The sequence below is a fragment of the Bifidobacterium gallicum DSM 20093 = LMG 11596 genome (assembly GCF_000741205.1).
Classification (GTDB): domain Bacteria; phylum Actinomycetota; class Actinomycetes; order Actinomycetales; family Bifidobacteriaceae; genus Bifidobacterium; species Bifidobacterium gallicum.
Genome location: NZ_JGYW01000003.1, coordinates 58131 through 72643 on the forward strand (window position 1 = coordinate 58131; position 14513 = coordinate 72643).

Consider the following 14513-nt stretch of genomic DNA (forward strand, 5'->3'; position numbering starts at 1 on the left):
GTCCCGACCTTCACAAACTCAGTCCGTTTCTAGCAAGTGCCCAATCTTTGGACTGTTCAGTGACATACACTGGACACATGAGCTTAACAATCAAGAACACACGCGGCTCGGCCGTGGCGGCGCTCGACAAGGCCGATGCCAAACTGGTCAAGGCTGATGCCGAAGCATCCCACCAGGAACAAGGGTTGTCGTCCACAGCCGGCAACGTGATCAACTCACTGCACAAGGTCGACAACAAAGTCAACGGTCTGGCCGCCGCGCGCCGTCGCGATCCCGATACGCTTGGAGACAAGATTGCGAAATCGGCCGTCCCGTCGTTGGCCGGCATGGCTGCCGGACGTATTTTCCAAACGGTGTGGGATCGCATCATGGACAAGATTCATCCAAGTCCCGTAGACGACGAGCAGGACCATAAGACCGGCATCATCGGCAGCCTCGTGTTCGCCGCACTGTCGGCCGCCTTCGTAGCCGTGGTCACGCAGCTGTCCGACCGTGGCACGATCGCCGCCATCCACAAAATGCAGTCCAAACGCAAGAAGCGCTGAGTGGGGCTGCGTGCAATAGCGGTTTTCTGTGGATGGCTGATTTTTGCCAGGTTTCGTTGGCATCAGGAGGGTTCGCCTTGATAATGAGGGTATGGCAGAAATAATTCATAATCAAACTGTTGATGCACTACTGAACCGTTGTTCAATTCGAGCGTTCGAACCGGACGAAATTGACGATGATACGATTGCGACGCTGGAACTGTGCGCACAGCACGCGCCGTCGAGCATGTATCTGAACGATTGGTCGGCAATCCGAATTACGGACCCCGAAAAACGGCGGAAGTTGGCCGAAATCGGACGGCAGTCGTATATCGGAACCGCGCCGCTGCTCTATATTTTTGTGATTGACGAACACCGTAACGCGCAGATTGCGCAACGGATGGGCGTGGATGTGGAGTCCGGCGAGTTCACGCTTAACACAAGCTACCGATTCACGCAAGCGCAGAACGACGCCACGCTCGCGCTGCAGGCGATGGCCACGGCGGCCGAATCGCTCGGGCTGGGAAGCGTCGTGCTCGGAACCGTGCTCGGCGATATCGATGCCGTTATCGACCTGCTTGAGTTGCCGCAGTTCACGTACCCCGTGCTCGGCCTGGCGCTCGGCAAGCCAGCGCAACAGCCGGAAGTCAAGCCGCGCATGCCGCGCGAAGTGCAGTTCATGGAGAACAGCTACTTTGGCGACGAACTGACCACGCGAACGCGCATGGAAGCGTTCGATGCCGAGGTGCACACGTATTACGATCTGCGTAATGACGGCCGGCCGGAAGAGACGTTCAGCAAGCAGATCGCGAAGAAAGCTGTGGCACAAGGTGTGCTCCAGAGCGGTCTGGACCATGCCAAGCGGCAGGGGTTCCGGTTGGATCGCTGAGATAGCGGCGAATCTGTGACGGATAATCCCGAACGAAGAGGGGCCTTACCTTCATTGGTGAGGCCCTTCTGCTTATCTGCGACGGCAGTATTTCTAGGAGGAACTCACGGCCGTTACCGGTGGCGCGGCTTGAAGCCTTTCTTGCGGGAGTGAGGACGCTTGCCCGAGCGCTGTGTGAAGGGCGGAAGCACGGCTTGCGGATTGCGGTGGGTCAGATGCCAGGTATGGCAGAATTCGCACTGGTAAACCCAAAGCTCGGTATGGCGCTCGATTCTACTTTGCTCAGCTGCTTGCAAGGCCGTGACCTTGTCGTGATACATGATCTTGTTGGTGGACTCGCAACGCTTGGGCACAAAGTAATACATGCTGCCATCCTTGCACAAGGGTGCTATGTCTATTGCTGAGGGGTTGATGCGGGATATGCGGGGCTGGGAAAGTGGCGCTGATGGTGGGAAGCTGCGGTTCCCGGGCGCAAACCGCGTCCCTCCTGACCGGTCTGGTCAGGAAAGGTGTGGTTTCCGGGTGTAAAGCGCGTCCCCGCTGACCAGGCTGGCCAGGAAGCATGCAGTTCAAAGGCTTAAAGTGCATCCCTGCTGGCCGGCCTGGTCAGGAAAGGTGCGGTTAGGGGTTCCGGATGCGGCTTGCTCCTGCCGGTCCCGTGCCTCCGGATCGCGTCCCGTCCCCAAAACGCGTCCCCGCTGACCATGCTGGTCAGGAAAGCTACGGTTACATGGTGCAAAGCGTGTGCCTCCTGGCCTGTCTGGTCGGGTGGGAGGCGGTTTCATGCCAGGGTTGGTTTCGGGTATGAAAAAAGGCACCCTGTGGGGGTGCCTTTGAAGTGTGGGTTGCGGCGGTGTGCTACTCTCCCGCGTCCTCTCGGACGCAGTACCATCGCCGTGCCAGGTCTTAGCTTCCGGGTTCGGAATGGGTCCGGGCGTTTCCCCTGGGCCATGGCCGCCGCAAAATCTTCTATTATACCCTTCCCCGTGCGGGGGGATTGGTGTTGGCGGTTTGGGGACCGGCGGGTGGACGCGGATGGTATCGTGATGTGCTCGGGGATTGTTTGTGTCGTCCCGCGTGCGCGGGGGATTGTCCTGGTGTCTTGCGCAGGGATTCTTGCGTGTTCCCAACCGTGAAGGGTTGGGGGTGTGTGTGCGTTCGGCCGTTAGTGCCGGTCAGCTCCACCCCTCGCGGGGCTTCCACGTCCGGTCTATCCACCACATGGTCTCATATGGGGCCTTCAACACGTGAATGTGTACGGAATCCTTATCTTGGAGCGGGCTTCCCGCTTAGATGCTTTCAGCGGTTATCCCTTCCGAACGTGGCCAACCAGCCATGCCGCTGGCGCGACAACTGGCATACCAGAGGTTCGTCCACCCAGGTCCTCTCGTACTATGGGCAGGTCTCCTCAAGATTCCAACGAGCGCAGAGGATAGAGACCAAACTGTCTCACGACGTTCTGAACCCAGCTCGCGTGCCGCTTTAATCGGCGAACAGCCGAACCCTTGGGACCTGCTCCAGCCCCAGGATGCGACGAGCCGACATCGAGGTGCCAAACCATCCGTCGATATGGACTCTTGGGAATGATCAGCCTGTTATCCCCGGGGTACCTTTTATCCGTTGAGCGATGCCGCGTCCGTACGCCGGCACCGGATCACTATCTCCGACTTTCGTCCCTGCTCGAACCGTCGTTCTCACAGTCAAGCCCGCTTGTGCGATTACACTCGACACCCGATTGCCAACCGGGCTGAGCGGACCTTTGAGCGCCTCCGTTACTCTTTGGGAGGCAACCGCCCCAGTTAAACTACCCGCCAGGCACTGTCCCTGGCATGGATGACATGCCGAGGTGAGGCACCAGATGGGGACAGAGCGGTATTTCACTTGCCGGCTCCACACGGGCTGGCGCCCGTGCTTCACAGCCTCCCGCCTATGCTACACAATCCGCACCTGGTACCAATACCAAGGTATAGTAAAGGTCCCGGGGTCTTTTCGTCCTTCTGCGCTTAACGAGCATCTTTACTCGTACTGCAATTTCGCCGAGTTCCTGGTCGAGACAGCGGGGAAGTCGTTACGCCATTCGTGCAGGTCGGAACTTACCCGACAAGGAATTTCGCTACCTTAGGATGGTTATAGTTACCACCGCCGTTTACCGGGGCTTGAATTCACCGCTTCACCAAACAATATGGTTGACGGATCCTCTTAACCTTCCGGCACCGGGCAGGCGTCAGTGCATATACAGCGACTTGCGTCTTCGCATGCACCTGTGTTTTTGGTAAACAGTCGCTACCCCCTGGCTTGTGCCACCCCCCAACGCTCAAAGGCCGCGAAGGGCCCTCCACGCCGGGGGGTCTCCCTTATGCCGAAGGCACGGGAGCAATTTGCCGAGTTCCTTGACCAGGATTCACTCGATCGCTTCGGTATACTCTACCTGACCACCTGTGTCGGTTTGGGGTACGAGCGGCAACGCGCCCTGACGCCGAAGCTTTTCTTGACGGACCGGATCACCTGATATCACGCCACAAGGGCGCCCACCATCACACCTCACCTTGAACATCCCCCGGATTTGCCTGGGGGACAGGCCACATGCTTGGCCACGGAAAACCACCTCCGCGGCAGGCTACCGGTCCGTGTCACTCCCGCGCTCACCACCAACCCGTCCGAGCCACGACCCCGAACACCCGGGACCGCCCGAAAGCGGACCCGGCCGGCCGGGGAAGCGGCCTTCCAGGAAAGCGGCGTTGGTCGGTCGCGTGCCGGTACGGGAATATCAACCCGTTCATCCATTCGACTACGCCTGTCGGCCTCGCCTTAGGACCCGACTCACCCAGGGACGATGAACGTGGCCCTGGAACCCTTGGTCGTCCAGCGGCGGGGATCTTCACCCCGCTTTCGCTACTCATGTCTGCATTCTCACTCCCGCACGGTCCACCACGGGTCACCCCGCGGCTTCACCCCATGCAGGACGCTCTCCTACCCAGCAAGCAAACGCCTGCTGCCGCGTCTTCGGTGGCGTGCTTGAGCCCCGCTACATTGTCGGCGCGGAACCACTAGACCAGTGAGCTGTTACGCACTCTTTCAAGGATGGCTGCTTCTGAGCCAACCTCCTGGCTGTCTATGCGACTCCACATCCTTTCCCACTTAGCACGCGCTTGGGGACCTTAGACGACGGTCCGGGCTGTCTCCCTCTCGACGACGGAGCTTATCCCCCGCCGACTCACTGCCGGAATACACATGACGGGTATTCGGAGTTTGGCTGCTATTGGTACCCAGTACGGGCCCGCGAGCATCCAGTAGCTCTACCCCCCGCATGCAATCAACCGACGCTGCACCTAAATGCATTTCGGAGAGAACCAGCTATCACGGAATTTGATTGGCCTTTCACCCCTAACCCCAGGTCATCCCCTCAGTTTTCAACCTAAGTGGGTGCGGTCCTCCACGCGGTCTTACCCGCGCTTCAACCTGCCCAGGGCTAGATCATCCCGCTTCGGGTCCAGGACAAGCGACTCAAGACGCCTTTTAAGACTCGCTTTCGCTACGCATCCGCCACAAGGCTTATGCTCGCCACCTGCCACTGACTCGCAGACTCATTTTTCGATAGGCACGCCGTCACCCCCCAAAGGAAGGCTCCGACGGTTTGTAAGCGCACGGTTTCAGGAACTGTTTCACTCCCCTCCCGGGGTGCTTTTCACCTTTCCCTCACGGTACTGGTTCACTATCGGTCAGACACTCATACTTAGGCTTACCCGACGGTCCGGGCTGATTCACACGGGATTCCACGAGGCCCGCGCTACTCGGGAACAACCACTCGCCAGACCATGCGCGTTCGGTTACGGGGCCATCACCCTCTACGGCCCGGTATCCAACCCGGTTCACCTCACACACGGTTTTCTCACTGGCGGCACACGCGTCGGCATGTGCACAGGTCGTCCCACGACCCCGTGCGCGCAACCCCCGACGGGTATCACACGCGCACGGTTTAGCCTCATCCGCTTTCGCTCGCCACTACTCACGGAGTTTCCTTTCCTGCAGGTACTGAGATGTTTCACTTCCCTGCGTACCCCCCAGCCCGAAAGCTGGTGCCGGCCCACAACAGCCGGCGGGTTTCCCCATTCGGACACCCTCGGATCAAAGCCCTGTCGGCGGCTCCCCGAGGACTATCGCGGCCCCACACGTCCTTCATCGGCACTGTCTGCCAAGGCATCCACCACACGCCCTTACAGGCACACACGCCCGCAAGACCACACGAAAAACACCAGACAACACGCCAACCATCCCAACAAGGGACAGCCGGCGTCATCGACACAAAAAATAATGATCACAAAACGATAAACAACAACTACAACGAACCACCACCCCCAACAGGGGACGGCGGCCGCAGTACCAAGCGAACACACGAACCACGAAAAACCCGCGGCCGTGTGACGCTCGCGTCCACTCTCCAGTTCTCAAACCACCAACCCGCACAGGACACCCCACACCCGAACACGGGCAGGGACACCCCATGGGGCGCACGGAACACCACACCCCCCCACACCGGGGAGGCGGGTGGCGGTCCGGGGACCCAACAGCATGCACCACACCACAACAGCGAACCCAAGGCTTGCCAATGACCCTTTTCCAGCCAGCGACACCGGCACCCCGGACCCCTCACAGGCCCGGAACACATGCCGGCGAACATTCATTTCTCCGTAGAAAGGAGGTGATCCAGCCGCACCTTCCGGTACGGCTACCTTGTTACGACTTAGTCCCAATCACGAGTCTCACCTTAGACGGCTCCCCCCACACAAGGCGGTCGGGCCACCGGCTTCGGGTGCTACCCACTTTCATGACTTGACGGGCGGTGTGTACAAGGCCCGGGAACGCATTCACCGCAGCGTTGCTGATCTGCGATTACTAGCGACTCCGCCTTCACGCAGTCGGGTTGCAGACTGCGATCCGAACTGAGACCGGTTTTCAGGGATCCGCCCCACCTCACGGTGTCGCATCCCGTTGTACCGGCCATTGTAGCATGCGTGAAGCCCTGGACGTAAGGGGCATGATGATCTGACGTCATCCCCACCTTCCTCCGAGTTGACCCCGGCGGTCCCACGTGAGTTCCCGGCATGACCCGCTGGCAACACGCGGCGAGGGTTGCGCTCGTTGCGGGACTTAACCCAACATCTCACGACACGAGCTGACGACGACCATGCACCACCTGTGAACCGGCCCCGAAGGGAAACCCCATCTCTGGGGCGATCCGGAACATGTCAAGCCCAGGTAAGGTTCTTCGCGTTGCATCGAATTAATCCGCATGCTCCGCCGCTTGTGCGGGCCCCCGTCAATTTCTTTGAGTTTTAGCCTTGCGGCCGTACTCCCCAGGCGGGATGCTTAACGCGTTAGCTCCGACACAGGACCCGGAAAAAGGGCCCCACATCCAGCATCCACCGTTTACGGCGTGGACTACCAGGGTATCTAATCCTGTTCGCTCCCCACGCTTTCGCTCCTCAGCGTCAGTAACGGCCCAGAGACCTGCCTTCGCCATTGGTGTTCTTCCCGATATCTACACATTCCACCGTTACACCGGGAATTCCAGTCTCCCCTACCGCACTCCAGCCCGCCCGTACCCGGCGCAGATCCACCGTTAAGCGATGGACTTTCACACCGGACGCGACGAACCGCCTACGAGCCCTTTACGCCCAATAATTCCGGATAACGCTTGCACCCTACGTATTACCGCGGCTGCTGGCACGTAGTTAGCCGGTGCTTATTCGAAAGCTACACTCAACATCCCCGAAAGGACGCCTTGCTGACAATCAAAAGCGGTTTACAACCCGAAGGCCTCCATCCCGCACGCGGCGTCGCTGCATCAGGCTTGCGCCCATTGTGCAATATTCCCCACTGCTGCCTCCCGTAGGAGTCTGGGCCGTATCTCAGTCCCAATGTGGCCGGTCACCCTCTCAGGCCGGCTACCCGTCAAAGCCTTGGTGGGCCATCACCCCGCCAACAAGCTGATAGGACGCGACCCCATCCCATGCCGCAAAAGCATTCCCCACACCACCATGCGATGGAGCGGAACATCCGGTATTACCACCCGTTTCCAGGAGCTATTCCGGTGCACAAGGCAGGTTGGTCACGCATTACTCACCCGTTCGCCACTCTCACCAGCCAAGACAAGCTCGGCCGGATCCCGTTCGACTTGCATGTGTTAAGCACGCCGCCAGCGTTCATCCTGAGCCAGAATCGAACCCTCCACAAAAAAATCATGGAAAGCCAAAAAACGGCTCTACAAAAAATAATCAACGGCCGTTCCCTTAAGGACAAGGAACGGACACACAAAAAACCCCGGCACCAATCAAACCCTCTCGGGCACCACACGGGCAGGCACCGGACTGGCAATCAAAAACAAAACCAAACAAAAGGTTCGCTAAAAAAAGAAGTAGTACAGTACACACTATTGAGTTCTCAAACCACCACCACACACCCACCAACCACACCAGGAAAACCCCGGCAAGCCGTGAGCGGCAGCAAAAGAAAAACCTACACCACCCACACCAAAACCGCAACCCACCACACAAAAACCCAAACAACACAACACCTCCACGGCGTGTCGCAACCAACCAAAACAACCCCACAACAACACCCAAACCACCCCAACCAACCCCAAAACCACCCCACAACGGCGTGTCACCACCACAACACCATCCACACAACACAAAATCCCGCGCCACCCAATCGGATGACGCGGGATTTGCGAATCAGTTACGAGCCAGTTCAAGACCCCACTCAAGCTCAAACTCAAGCTCAAGTTCCAGCTCAAGCTCAAGCCCTACTCAAGCTCACTCTCAGCCCTCCAGCAGCGGAGCCACCTGCTCCTCGAAAGCCGTCAACGCGGTATCGATCACATTGTGCATGTCGTAGTACTTGTACGTACCCAGGCGCCCACCGAACACGGTCTTCGGCTCCTCAGCGGCCTTCGCGGCATACTGCGCGTAGAGCGCCTTGTCGTCGTCGGTGTTGATTGGGTAATACGGCTCATCGTCACGCGTGGCAAAGCGCGAGTACTCCTCCCAGACCACGGTGCGGTCGGGATTCTGCTGGTCCTTGCGCTCAGGATTGAAGTTCTTGAACTCAATCGCGCGCGTATACGGCACCTCGGCGTCCGAGAAGTTCATGACGGGGCAGCCGAAGTGGTCGCCCTCGTCGTACCGCACTTCCTTGAAATCGACCGTGCGCCACTTGAGCTCGCCCAAGTCGTAATCGAAGTAACGGTCAATCGGACCCGTGTAGACCACAGGCACGCCAGCTTCCTGCAACGCCTTCTTGTTGAACGGCTGCGACTCGTCGAAGAAATCGGTGTTCAGCGTCACCGTGATGCGCGGATCGTCAATCATGCGCTCGAACCATGCCGTATAGCCGTCCACCGGCAGGCCTTCATAGGTGTCTTTGAAGTAACGGTTGTCGTAGTTGAAACGCACCGGCAGTCGCGTGATGATTGACGCCGGCAGCTCGCTCGGGTCGGTCTGCCACTGCTTGGCCGTGTAATTCTTGATAAACGCTTCATAGAGCGGGCGGCCGATCAGAGAAATGCCCTTATCGTTGAGGTTCTGCGGATCCTTGCCCGCGAGTTCGCCCGCCTGCTCCTCAATCAAGGCTTTGGCCTCGGCCGGCGTGTAATGCGCGTGGAAGAACTGGTTGATCGTGCCAAGGTTCGTCGGCAGCGGGTAAACCTCGCCATTGTGCGTGGCATAGACGCGGTGCACGTAATCGGTGAACTCAGTGAACCGGTTCACGTAATCCCACACGCGCTGGTTCGACGTGTGGAACAGGTGCGCGCCGTACTTGTGGATTTCCGCACCCGTTTCCTCATCCATGTAGGAGTAGGCGTTGCCTCCGATATGGTCACGGATGTCAATAATCTGCACGTTCGCGCCGTACTTTTCCACGGCCTGCTGTGCGATGGTCAGTCCGAACAGACCGGCGCCCACGATCACCAGATCAGGGTACTGCGTCTCCTGCGCCATGCTGGTTTCCTTTCTGATGCGGGACTCGGGCATGCTGGCAGATCATCGCCACATGCTGTCCCGCGCCGAACATCACGGTATCAATCGTCCTTCAGTGTAGCCCGTAATATAGCCCGCTTTTTCCAACCCCTCTCCCCCTATCCTCCCCACACTTCGCACGCAGCCCAAGCGTCACGCAATCGAACCCCACTATGTTCTAGGATAAAGAGTCGTGAACACAGCGCTTCCTGACTCCCCCGCAACCCCGCCGGCAGCCCCTGCGGCCCCATCAACTTCCGCTGCAACCCGCGACACTGCAACTCCGGCAGCCCTCGAAACTCGCGGTCCAGCAGCCCCCTCAGCAGCCCCCACAGCACCCGCCACCAGCGCCACGCTGCCAACGCCCGTCGCGCCTCCCAGCGTGCGCACATTGCCGCCGTTCAGCCTGCTGATGTCGGTGTATGCCAACAACAGCGTCCATGAGGTCACGCGTGCCGTCGAATCAGGCACGATCGCCCAGGAACTGCCGCCCACGCAGATTGTGATTGTGCGCGACGGTCCCGTTGATGTTGAGTTGCAGCGGTTTCTCGACATGCTGCCCACCACGCTCGAGCTGTGGTTCTCGGGCCAGGTGGTGCCTGAGCTCACCGTCGTGCCGCTTGAGACCAATGAAGGTCTCGCCCACGCGCTGAACATCGGCCTTGAGCATTGCAAATATGACGTTGTGGCGCGCGCGGACGCCGATGACATTTCGTTGCCCGACCGCTTTTCGTCCATGATTCCGTGGTTCGCTCCCGATCAGCCGCGTCTTGACGCGTTGGGCAGCTCGATTCAGGAATTCACAACCGAGATGCTCAATACTGATGACGAGCGTTCTGGACAGGTTCGTTTACTGCCCGCGTGCGGCGAGGAACTCGACCGCTTCGCGCGCATGCAGTCGCCGCTGCATCATCCGAGCGTCGTGTTGCGCAAGTCAAGCGTGCAACAGGTGGGTGGGTATCCTGAAAATTCGGGCCGGTTCGAGGATTACCTGCTGTGGAGCCGTTTGATGACGAACGGCTGTGTACTGCGCAATCTGCCGCAGGTGCTCGTGCTGTACTGCGTTGACGGCGACGCGTTCGACCGTCGCGGCGGCCGTCAGATGTTGCGCGACGAGTGGCAGCTGCAGCGCACGTTCCGCAAGGAGAAGTTCACAAGTTTCGCGCAATTCCTGCGCAATGTGGTGGTGCGCGCGGGTTACCGCTTGGTGCCGTCCTCGTGGCGTCAGAAGGCGTATCATCAGCTCGTGCGTTCGCGCAACAACGCTGCGGATGGTGATTTTCATGATGATTCCCGCTCATCCTCGCAAATCACGGCCAGTACCCCGCAGACCACCACGATGCTCGCAGAGCCAACCGATAAGCCAGCCACACCGCCGAAGCCGCGCGCCGTGGAATCCAAGCCCGTGGTGTGGGTAGTGCCCGCTTCCGAGCAGGAGGATGTGCCAAGTTTTGCGCCAATGAATCCTGAGCGCACTTCAGCCAACCGTGCCGCACGCGCCGCACAGCGCGAAGACCAGCATGTGGCTGAACAGGCCGTGGCCGGATTGCAGGAAGATGGCGTTGTGCAGTCGTTCTCGCAAGAAATACCGGCACTGCGCTTCAGTGAAACATCAGGCATTCAGCGCATCAACGCGCAAAACATCGAAGCTGTGATTCCTGATCTGAAAAGCTTCAATCTCTAACCGCTGGCAGCCAGCAAAAGGCAAGCGAGAGGTGCCGCATCCGAACCGGCTGCTTGATGGCAGCCGGTTACGTGCTGCTGACTTAGCGTTCCACGGTTTTGATCGCGCGTTCCGCCAGCGGTTCGCTGGCAAAAATGGCCTCATTCGATTCGGGATTGGTGTGCCATCCTTGGTTCCAGCCCTCTTGGAAATACGTCAACAATGCTTCGCGATCCGCGCCGCGCGCAATCGTCAAAGCCCAACGACGCATAGTTTTCAGTAGCAACTCGGCATATTCTTCCGCATAAAAATCGGATCGGCGCAATCGCATCATCCAGATTTTGTTGCGCACTTCGTTGACGAACCGCGCGCCCGGATCCGCGTCTGAGGAGCCAAACACTTTGGTCCGATGCTCCACCACGCTATTGGGCACGTAGTAGCCGATACCGCGTTTGAGCAGCGCCGACGTGAATTCAAAATCGTCGTTCCATAAGAAATATGCGGCTAGCGGCAATCGGTGCAATCCTTGCACGGCACCCGCATTGATCAGGCAAGACACGAACGACAACGACCGCACCTGGAACGCGCCCTGCGACCCCTGGAGGAACCGCTGACCTTTGCGCACAAACGTACGCAACCGCGGCTTGTTCATCAGATGTTCGCGACCATCGGTCCACACAGCTTTTGACCCCAATACCGTCGGCAACACGCCATTCTCAGCAACGCTCGCGTCAACAGCGTCCAGCAGTTGCGCCAACGCCGTGCGCTTGGGAATCGTGTCGTCGTCCATGACCCACAGATATTGCACAGTGTCGGGCCGGTAATAGTGCTGCATCGCGAGCGCGATACCCGCACAAAAACCGCCAGCGCCGCCATAGTTCTTGTTGAGTTCAACCACATGGGGATGCAATGGATGAGTGCGCGCGACGCGCAGCGCATGGTCGGTGCTTGCGTTGTCTATGACAATCACATGGTCGGCCTTGCGTGTTTGCCGCTGAATGCCTGTCAAACATTCTCGCAGCAGTTCTTCACGGTTATAGGACACGACAATCGCGGTGACTTCACAATGCATGTGCCTCATTATGCCCGTCAAGGCCGTCATTGTGCTGGGCCAGTGCAGCGGTGCGCAGCAATGTGCAACAGCGCACAACTGTTTGCAACATCAGCGCACGCTGCAGCCTACGATGTGGTACAGCGTGGCTTCCCCTTGCGAATCCATGGGCTCAAGCAGCGGACTGGACGCTGCATCAAAGCGTTGCATGCCGTCGAACACCTGATGCTGCGGATCATTGCTGACATAGGGTTCGCCCATATCCAAGTACCATTCCAAGCCTTGGTCGTTCAGAATCGAGCACACCTTGTCGTCATTGCCGATGTTGTCCATGTGGGTGCCCAGATAGCTGTGGTCATGGTCCCAGATCATGTACAAGTGCGGGTAATACAGGTCTCGACCGCCGATAGCGAGCGCGAAACCGCTACCATTCCACGGGTCGGATACGATCAGTTCGCCTTCAGGCACGGTGTCGCCAAGTCGTTTGAGCAGCAAGTATTTGTCTTGTGACAGCATCGGATTGTTGGCCCCGTTGGCTGCGAATTGGGCTGTCTGCCCCACGGCATGTGCCATCGTGTTGGCTTGGGGGCTTAACAGCACGCATAGGCATGTCAACGAGAGCAACACGGTGCGTGGCAGGTTTCCGATCACGATGCGCATGCGTGAGTCATGCGTGCCGCCGTTATCTGCTGTGTTGGCTGTGTTGGCGGTCTTGGCGTGGAGACGGTTACGCCACCAACGGCATAATGTCAAGCAGCCCAAGCATATGATCGGAATCGTGATCATGGCCCAGGCGGCAAATGGCCGGCGTTGGTCCTTGTACCACAATGCTGTCACGACTTTGGCCCAGTCGGCATGCGTGCCCGCGCAGCACGCGACCACAAAGCACAGCAGCGCATAGGAGCACAGCAATATGGCGCCATCACGACGCGTTCCAGTTCGTTTTTTGGCCAGCAAGACTATTGACAACACTGCGATGGCCAGCAGTGCCACGACAATCCAATCCACAGGCATGCGTGCGGCGCGCGAATCAATCGGCGTGCCCGACAATGCGCGCCAAATCGCTGATGACATCGAGTCGGTCGGCAGCGCCTGGCCGCCGTTGAGATGGTCGCGAATCGGCCTCGTGTTGTTGCGCAAATACATGCGGTCGAATACGACTGCGCCACAGGCCAATATGGCCAGCACAATCAGTGTGAACGCAACCACGGCCACATGCATGACATGCGCGCCGTAGCGGCGTTTGAGCGCGCGAGCCGCAGTGATCAGCCACCAGATCAGCAGTGGCAACGCCAGCAGCAGGAACGTCATCATCACGCGGAAATGCGCGACGCTGACGGCAAGCATGCCCGTCACGATCCAACCCAGACCTGCCGCGCAACGGCCACCGCCATGATTCCACTCGTGCATGGCCCATTGCCATGTGGCGGCAAATAGCACGGGCATTACGCATTGCGCGGCGAACATCGAATAGAGCGTGCCCCAATCGAGCAGCAGAAACGGGAAGCCGCCAGCCATAGCAGCCAAGGCTGGAGCCATGATGTCGGTCAGCATGTGGCGCCCGCAGACGGTGCGTACCACATAGAGCACGGAAATCGGATTCACGCATGCCGCGAACACGATCCATGCACACATGATCGCCGCGGGCGATGTGGTGGATGGCACGGCCAATTGTCCAAGTGCCGCAAACTGTTGGAACGCGATCGGATAGACATCGCGCACAGGCGGCAATGCGTGCAACATGTCTGCCTGGCCCGAATGCACGATATGCCCGACCACGTTCGTATGAAAAATAGAGTCATAATTTTGCATGACTTGGTCAGGCGAAGGGACTGCGGAAATCAATCGTCCAATAATGGCCACGGCGGCGAGCAGCACGCCGAAAACCGGGGCCCACGAACGTGGGAGCCGGCCCGCGGAAAGCACGAATGCGGGCGAACGGTGGATCAATGATTGCACCACGAACACGAGCAGCGCGGCGAACGCGGCGGTGCAACCGTATACAGCCCACCCCCAGCGCATGCCGAGGCGCGCGCACCACAAGCCCGATGCCGTTGCAACAATCAGCGAAATCAGTGGAGCCCAAGCCAGGATGCCCGTACACCTGCGCCGTCCCGCGCCGGCGAGCCATGCAATAATCGAGCCTGGCACATACAGCGCAACCATAATGAGGACGGTGGGCGCGATGGCGGACCCCCACGAGGCGAGCTGCATGGAACGCTCCTTTATGAACACAATTCAATGAAATAGTCAACCGGTCAACGGCAGAGTATCGAGAGCTGCAAGGCCGCACGGTCATTCATCTAGATTACATTTGAACCATGATTCGCTCCGGTGCGAACGATTGCAGCTTTATTGAGTACTCTGT

The 14513-nt window shown here is 58.9% G+C and carries 7 protein-coding genes and 3 rRNA genes; 3 read left to right on the forward strand and 7 right to left on the reverse strand.

Going from position 1 to position 14513, the window contains the following annotated elements:
• Window positions 1-77 precede the first annotated feature (77 nt).
• Together BGLCM_RS02395 and BGLCM_RS02400 are read left to right on the forward strand one after the other, a co-directional pair.
• A complete protein-coding gene (locus BGLCM_RS02395) occupies window positions 78-545 on the forward strand; it encodes a DUF4235 domain-containing protein (RefSeq protein ID WP_006295892.1) in 468 nt (155 codons plus the stop codon).
• A 91-nt stretch (window positions 546-636) separates the two neighbouring features.
• Complete coding sequence (locus BGLCM_RS02400; RefSeq protein ID WP_006295891.1) at window positions 637-1413, forward strand: nitroreductase family protein; 777 nt, start codon at window positions 637-639, stop codon at window positions 1411-1413.
• 113 nt (window positions 1414-1526) lie between these two features.
• On the opposite strand, the gene BGLCM_RS02405 is transcribed toward BGLCM_RS02400, so the two are convergent.
• The 5 genes from BGLCM_RS02405 to glf form a co-directional block, all read right to left on the reverse strand.
• Entirely contained in the window at window positions 1527-1778 is a 252-nt protein-coding gene (locus tag BGLCM_RS02405) for a hypothetical protein (RefSeq protein WP_044084617.1), read from the reverse strand.
• A gap of 480 nt (window positions 1779-2258) precedes the next feature.
• Window positions 2259-2375, reverse strand: a 5S ribosomal RNA gene (rrf, locus tag BGLCM_RS02410).
• 184 nt (window positions 2376-2559) lie between these two features.
• Window positions 2560-5641 (reverse strand): 23S ribosomal RNA (locus BGLCM_RS02415).
• 464 nt (window positions 5642-6105) lie between these two features.
• Window positions 6106-7648 (reverse strand): 16S ribosomal RNA (locus BGLCM_RS02420).
• Together the 16S, 23S and 5S rRNA genes form the textbook arrangement of a ribosomal RNA operon.
• Window positions 7649-8234: 586 nt before the next feature.
• The gene (glf, locus tag BGLCM_RS02425) at window positions 8235-9413 is read right to left on the reverse strand and encodes a UDP-galactopyranose mutase (RefSeq protein ID WP_044084618.1); all 1179 of its coding nucleotides are present in this window, start codon (window positions 9411-9413) and stop codon (window positions 8235-8237) included.
• Window positions 9414-9624: 211 nt separating this feature from the next.
• Between glf and BGLCM_RS02430 the strand changes: the two genes are divergently transcribed.
• The gene (locus BGLCM_RS02430; protein ID WP_238548613.1) at window positions 9625-11115 is read left to right on the forward strand and encodes a glycosyltransferase; all 1491 of its coding nucleotides are present in this window, start codon (window positions 9625-9627) and stop codon (window positions 11113-11115) included.
• An 82-nt stretch (window positions 11116-11197) separates the two neighbouring features.
• On the opposite strand, the gene BGLCM_RS02435 is transcribed toward BGLCM_RS02430, so the two are convergent.
• Window positions 11198-12166 (reverse strand): glycosyltransferase, encoded by a 969-nt coding sequence (locus tag BGLCM_RS02435; RefSeq protein WP_044084619.1) that lies wholly within the window; start codon window positions 12164-12166, stop codon window positions 11198-11200.
• A 90-nt stretch (window positions 12167-12256) separates the two neighbouring features.
• Entirely contained in the window at window positions 12257-14359 is a 2103-nt protein-coding gene (locus tag BGLCM_RS02440; protein ID WP_006295435.1) for a DUF6541 family protein, read from the reverse strand.
• Window positions 14360-14513: the final 154 nt, after the last annotated feature.

Excerpts from the sequence above, each read along its gene's own strand:
- BGLCM_RS02395 (WP_006295892.1), top strand. The coding sequence starts at position 78 with ATGAGCTTAACAATCAAGAACACACGCGGCTCGGCCGTGGCGGCGCTC.
- BGLCM_RS02400 (WP_006295891.1), top strand. The coding sequence starts at position 637 with ATGGCAGAAATAATTCATAATCAAACTGTTGATGCACTACTGAACCGT.
- BGLCM_RS02405 (WP_044084617.1), bottom strand. The coding sequence starts at position 1,778 with ATGTATTACTTTGTGCCCAAGCGTTGCGAGTCCACCAACAAGATCATG.
- glf (WP_044084618.1), bottom strand. The coding sequence starts at position 9,413 with ATGGCGCAGGAGACGCAGTACCCTGATCTGGTGATCGTGGGCGCCGGT.
- BGLCM_RS02435 (WP_044084619.1), bottom strand. The coding sequence starts at position 12,166 with ATGCATTGTGAAGTCACCGCGATTGTCGTGTCCTATAACCGTGAAGAA.
- BGLCM_RS02440 (WP_006295435.1), bottom strand. The coding sequence starts at position 14,359 with ATGCAGCTCGCCTCGTGGGGGTCCGCCATCGCGCCCACCGTCCTCATT.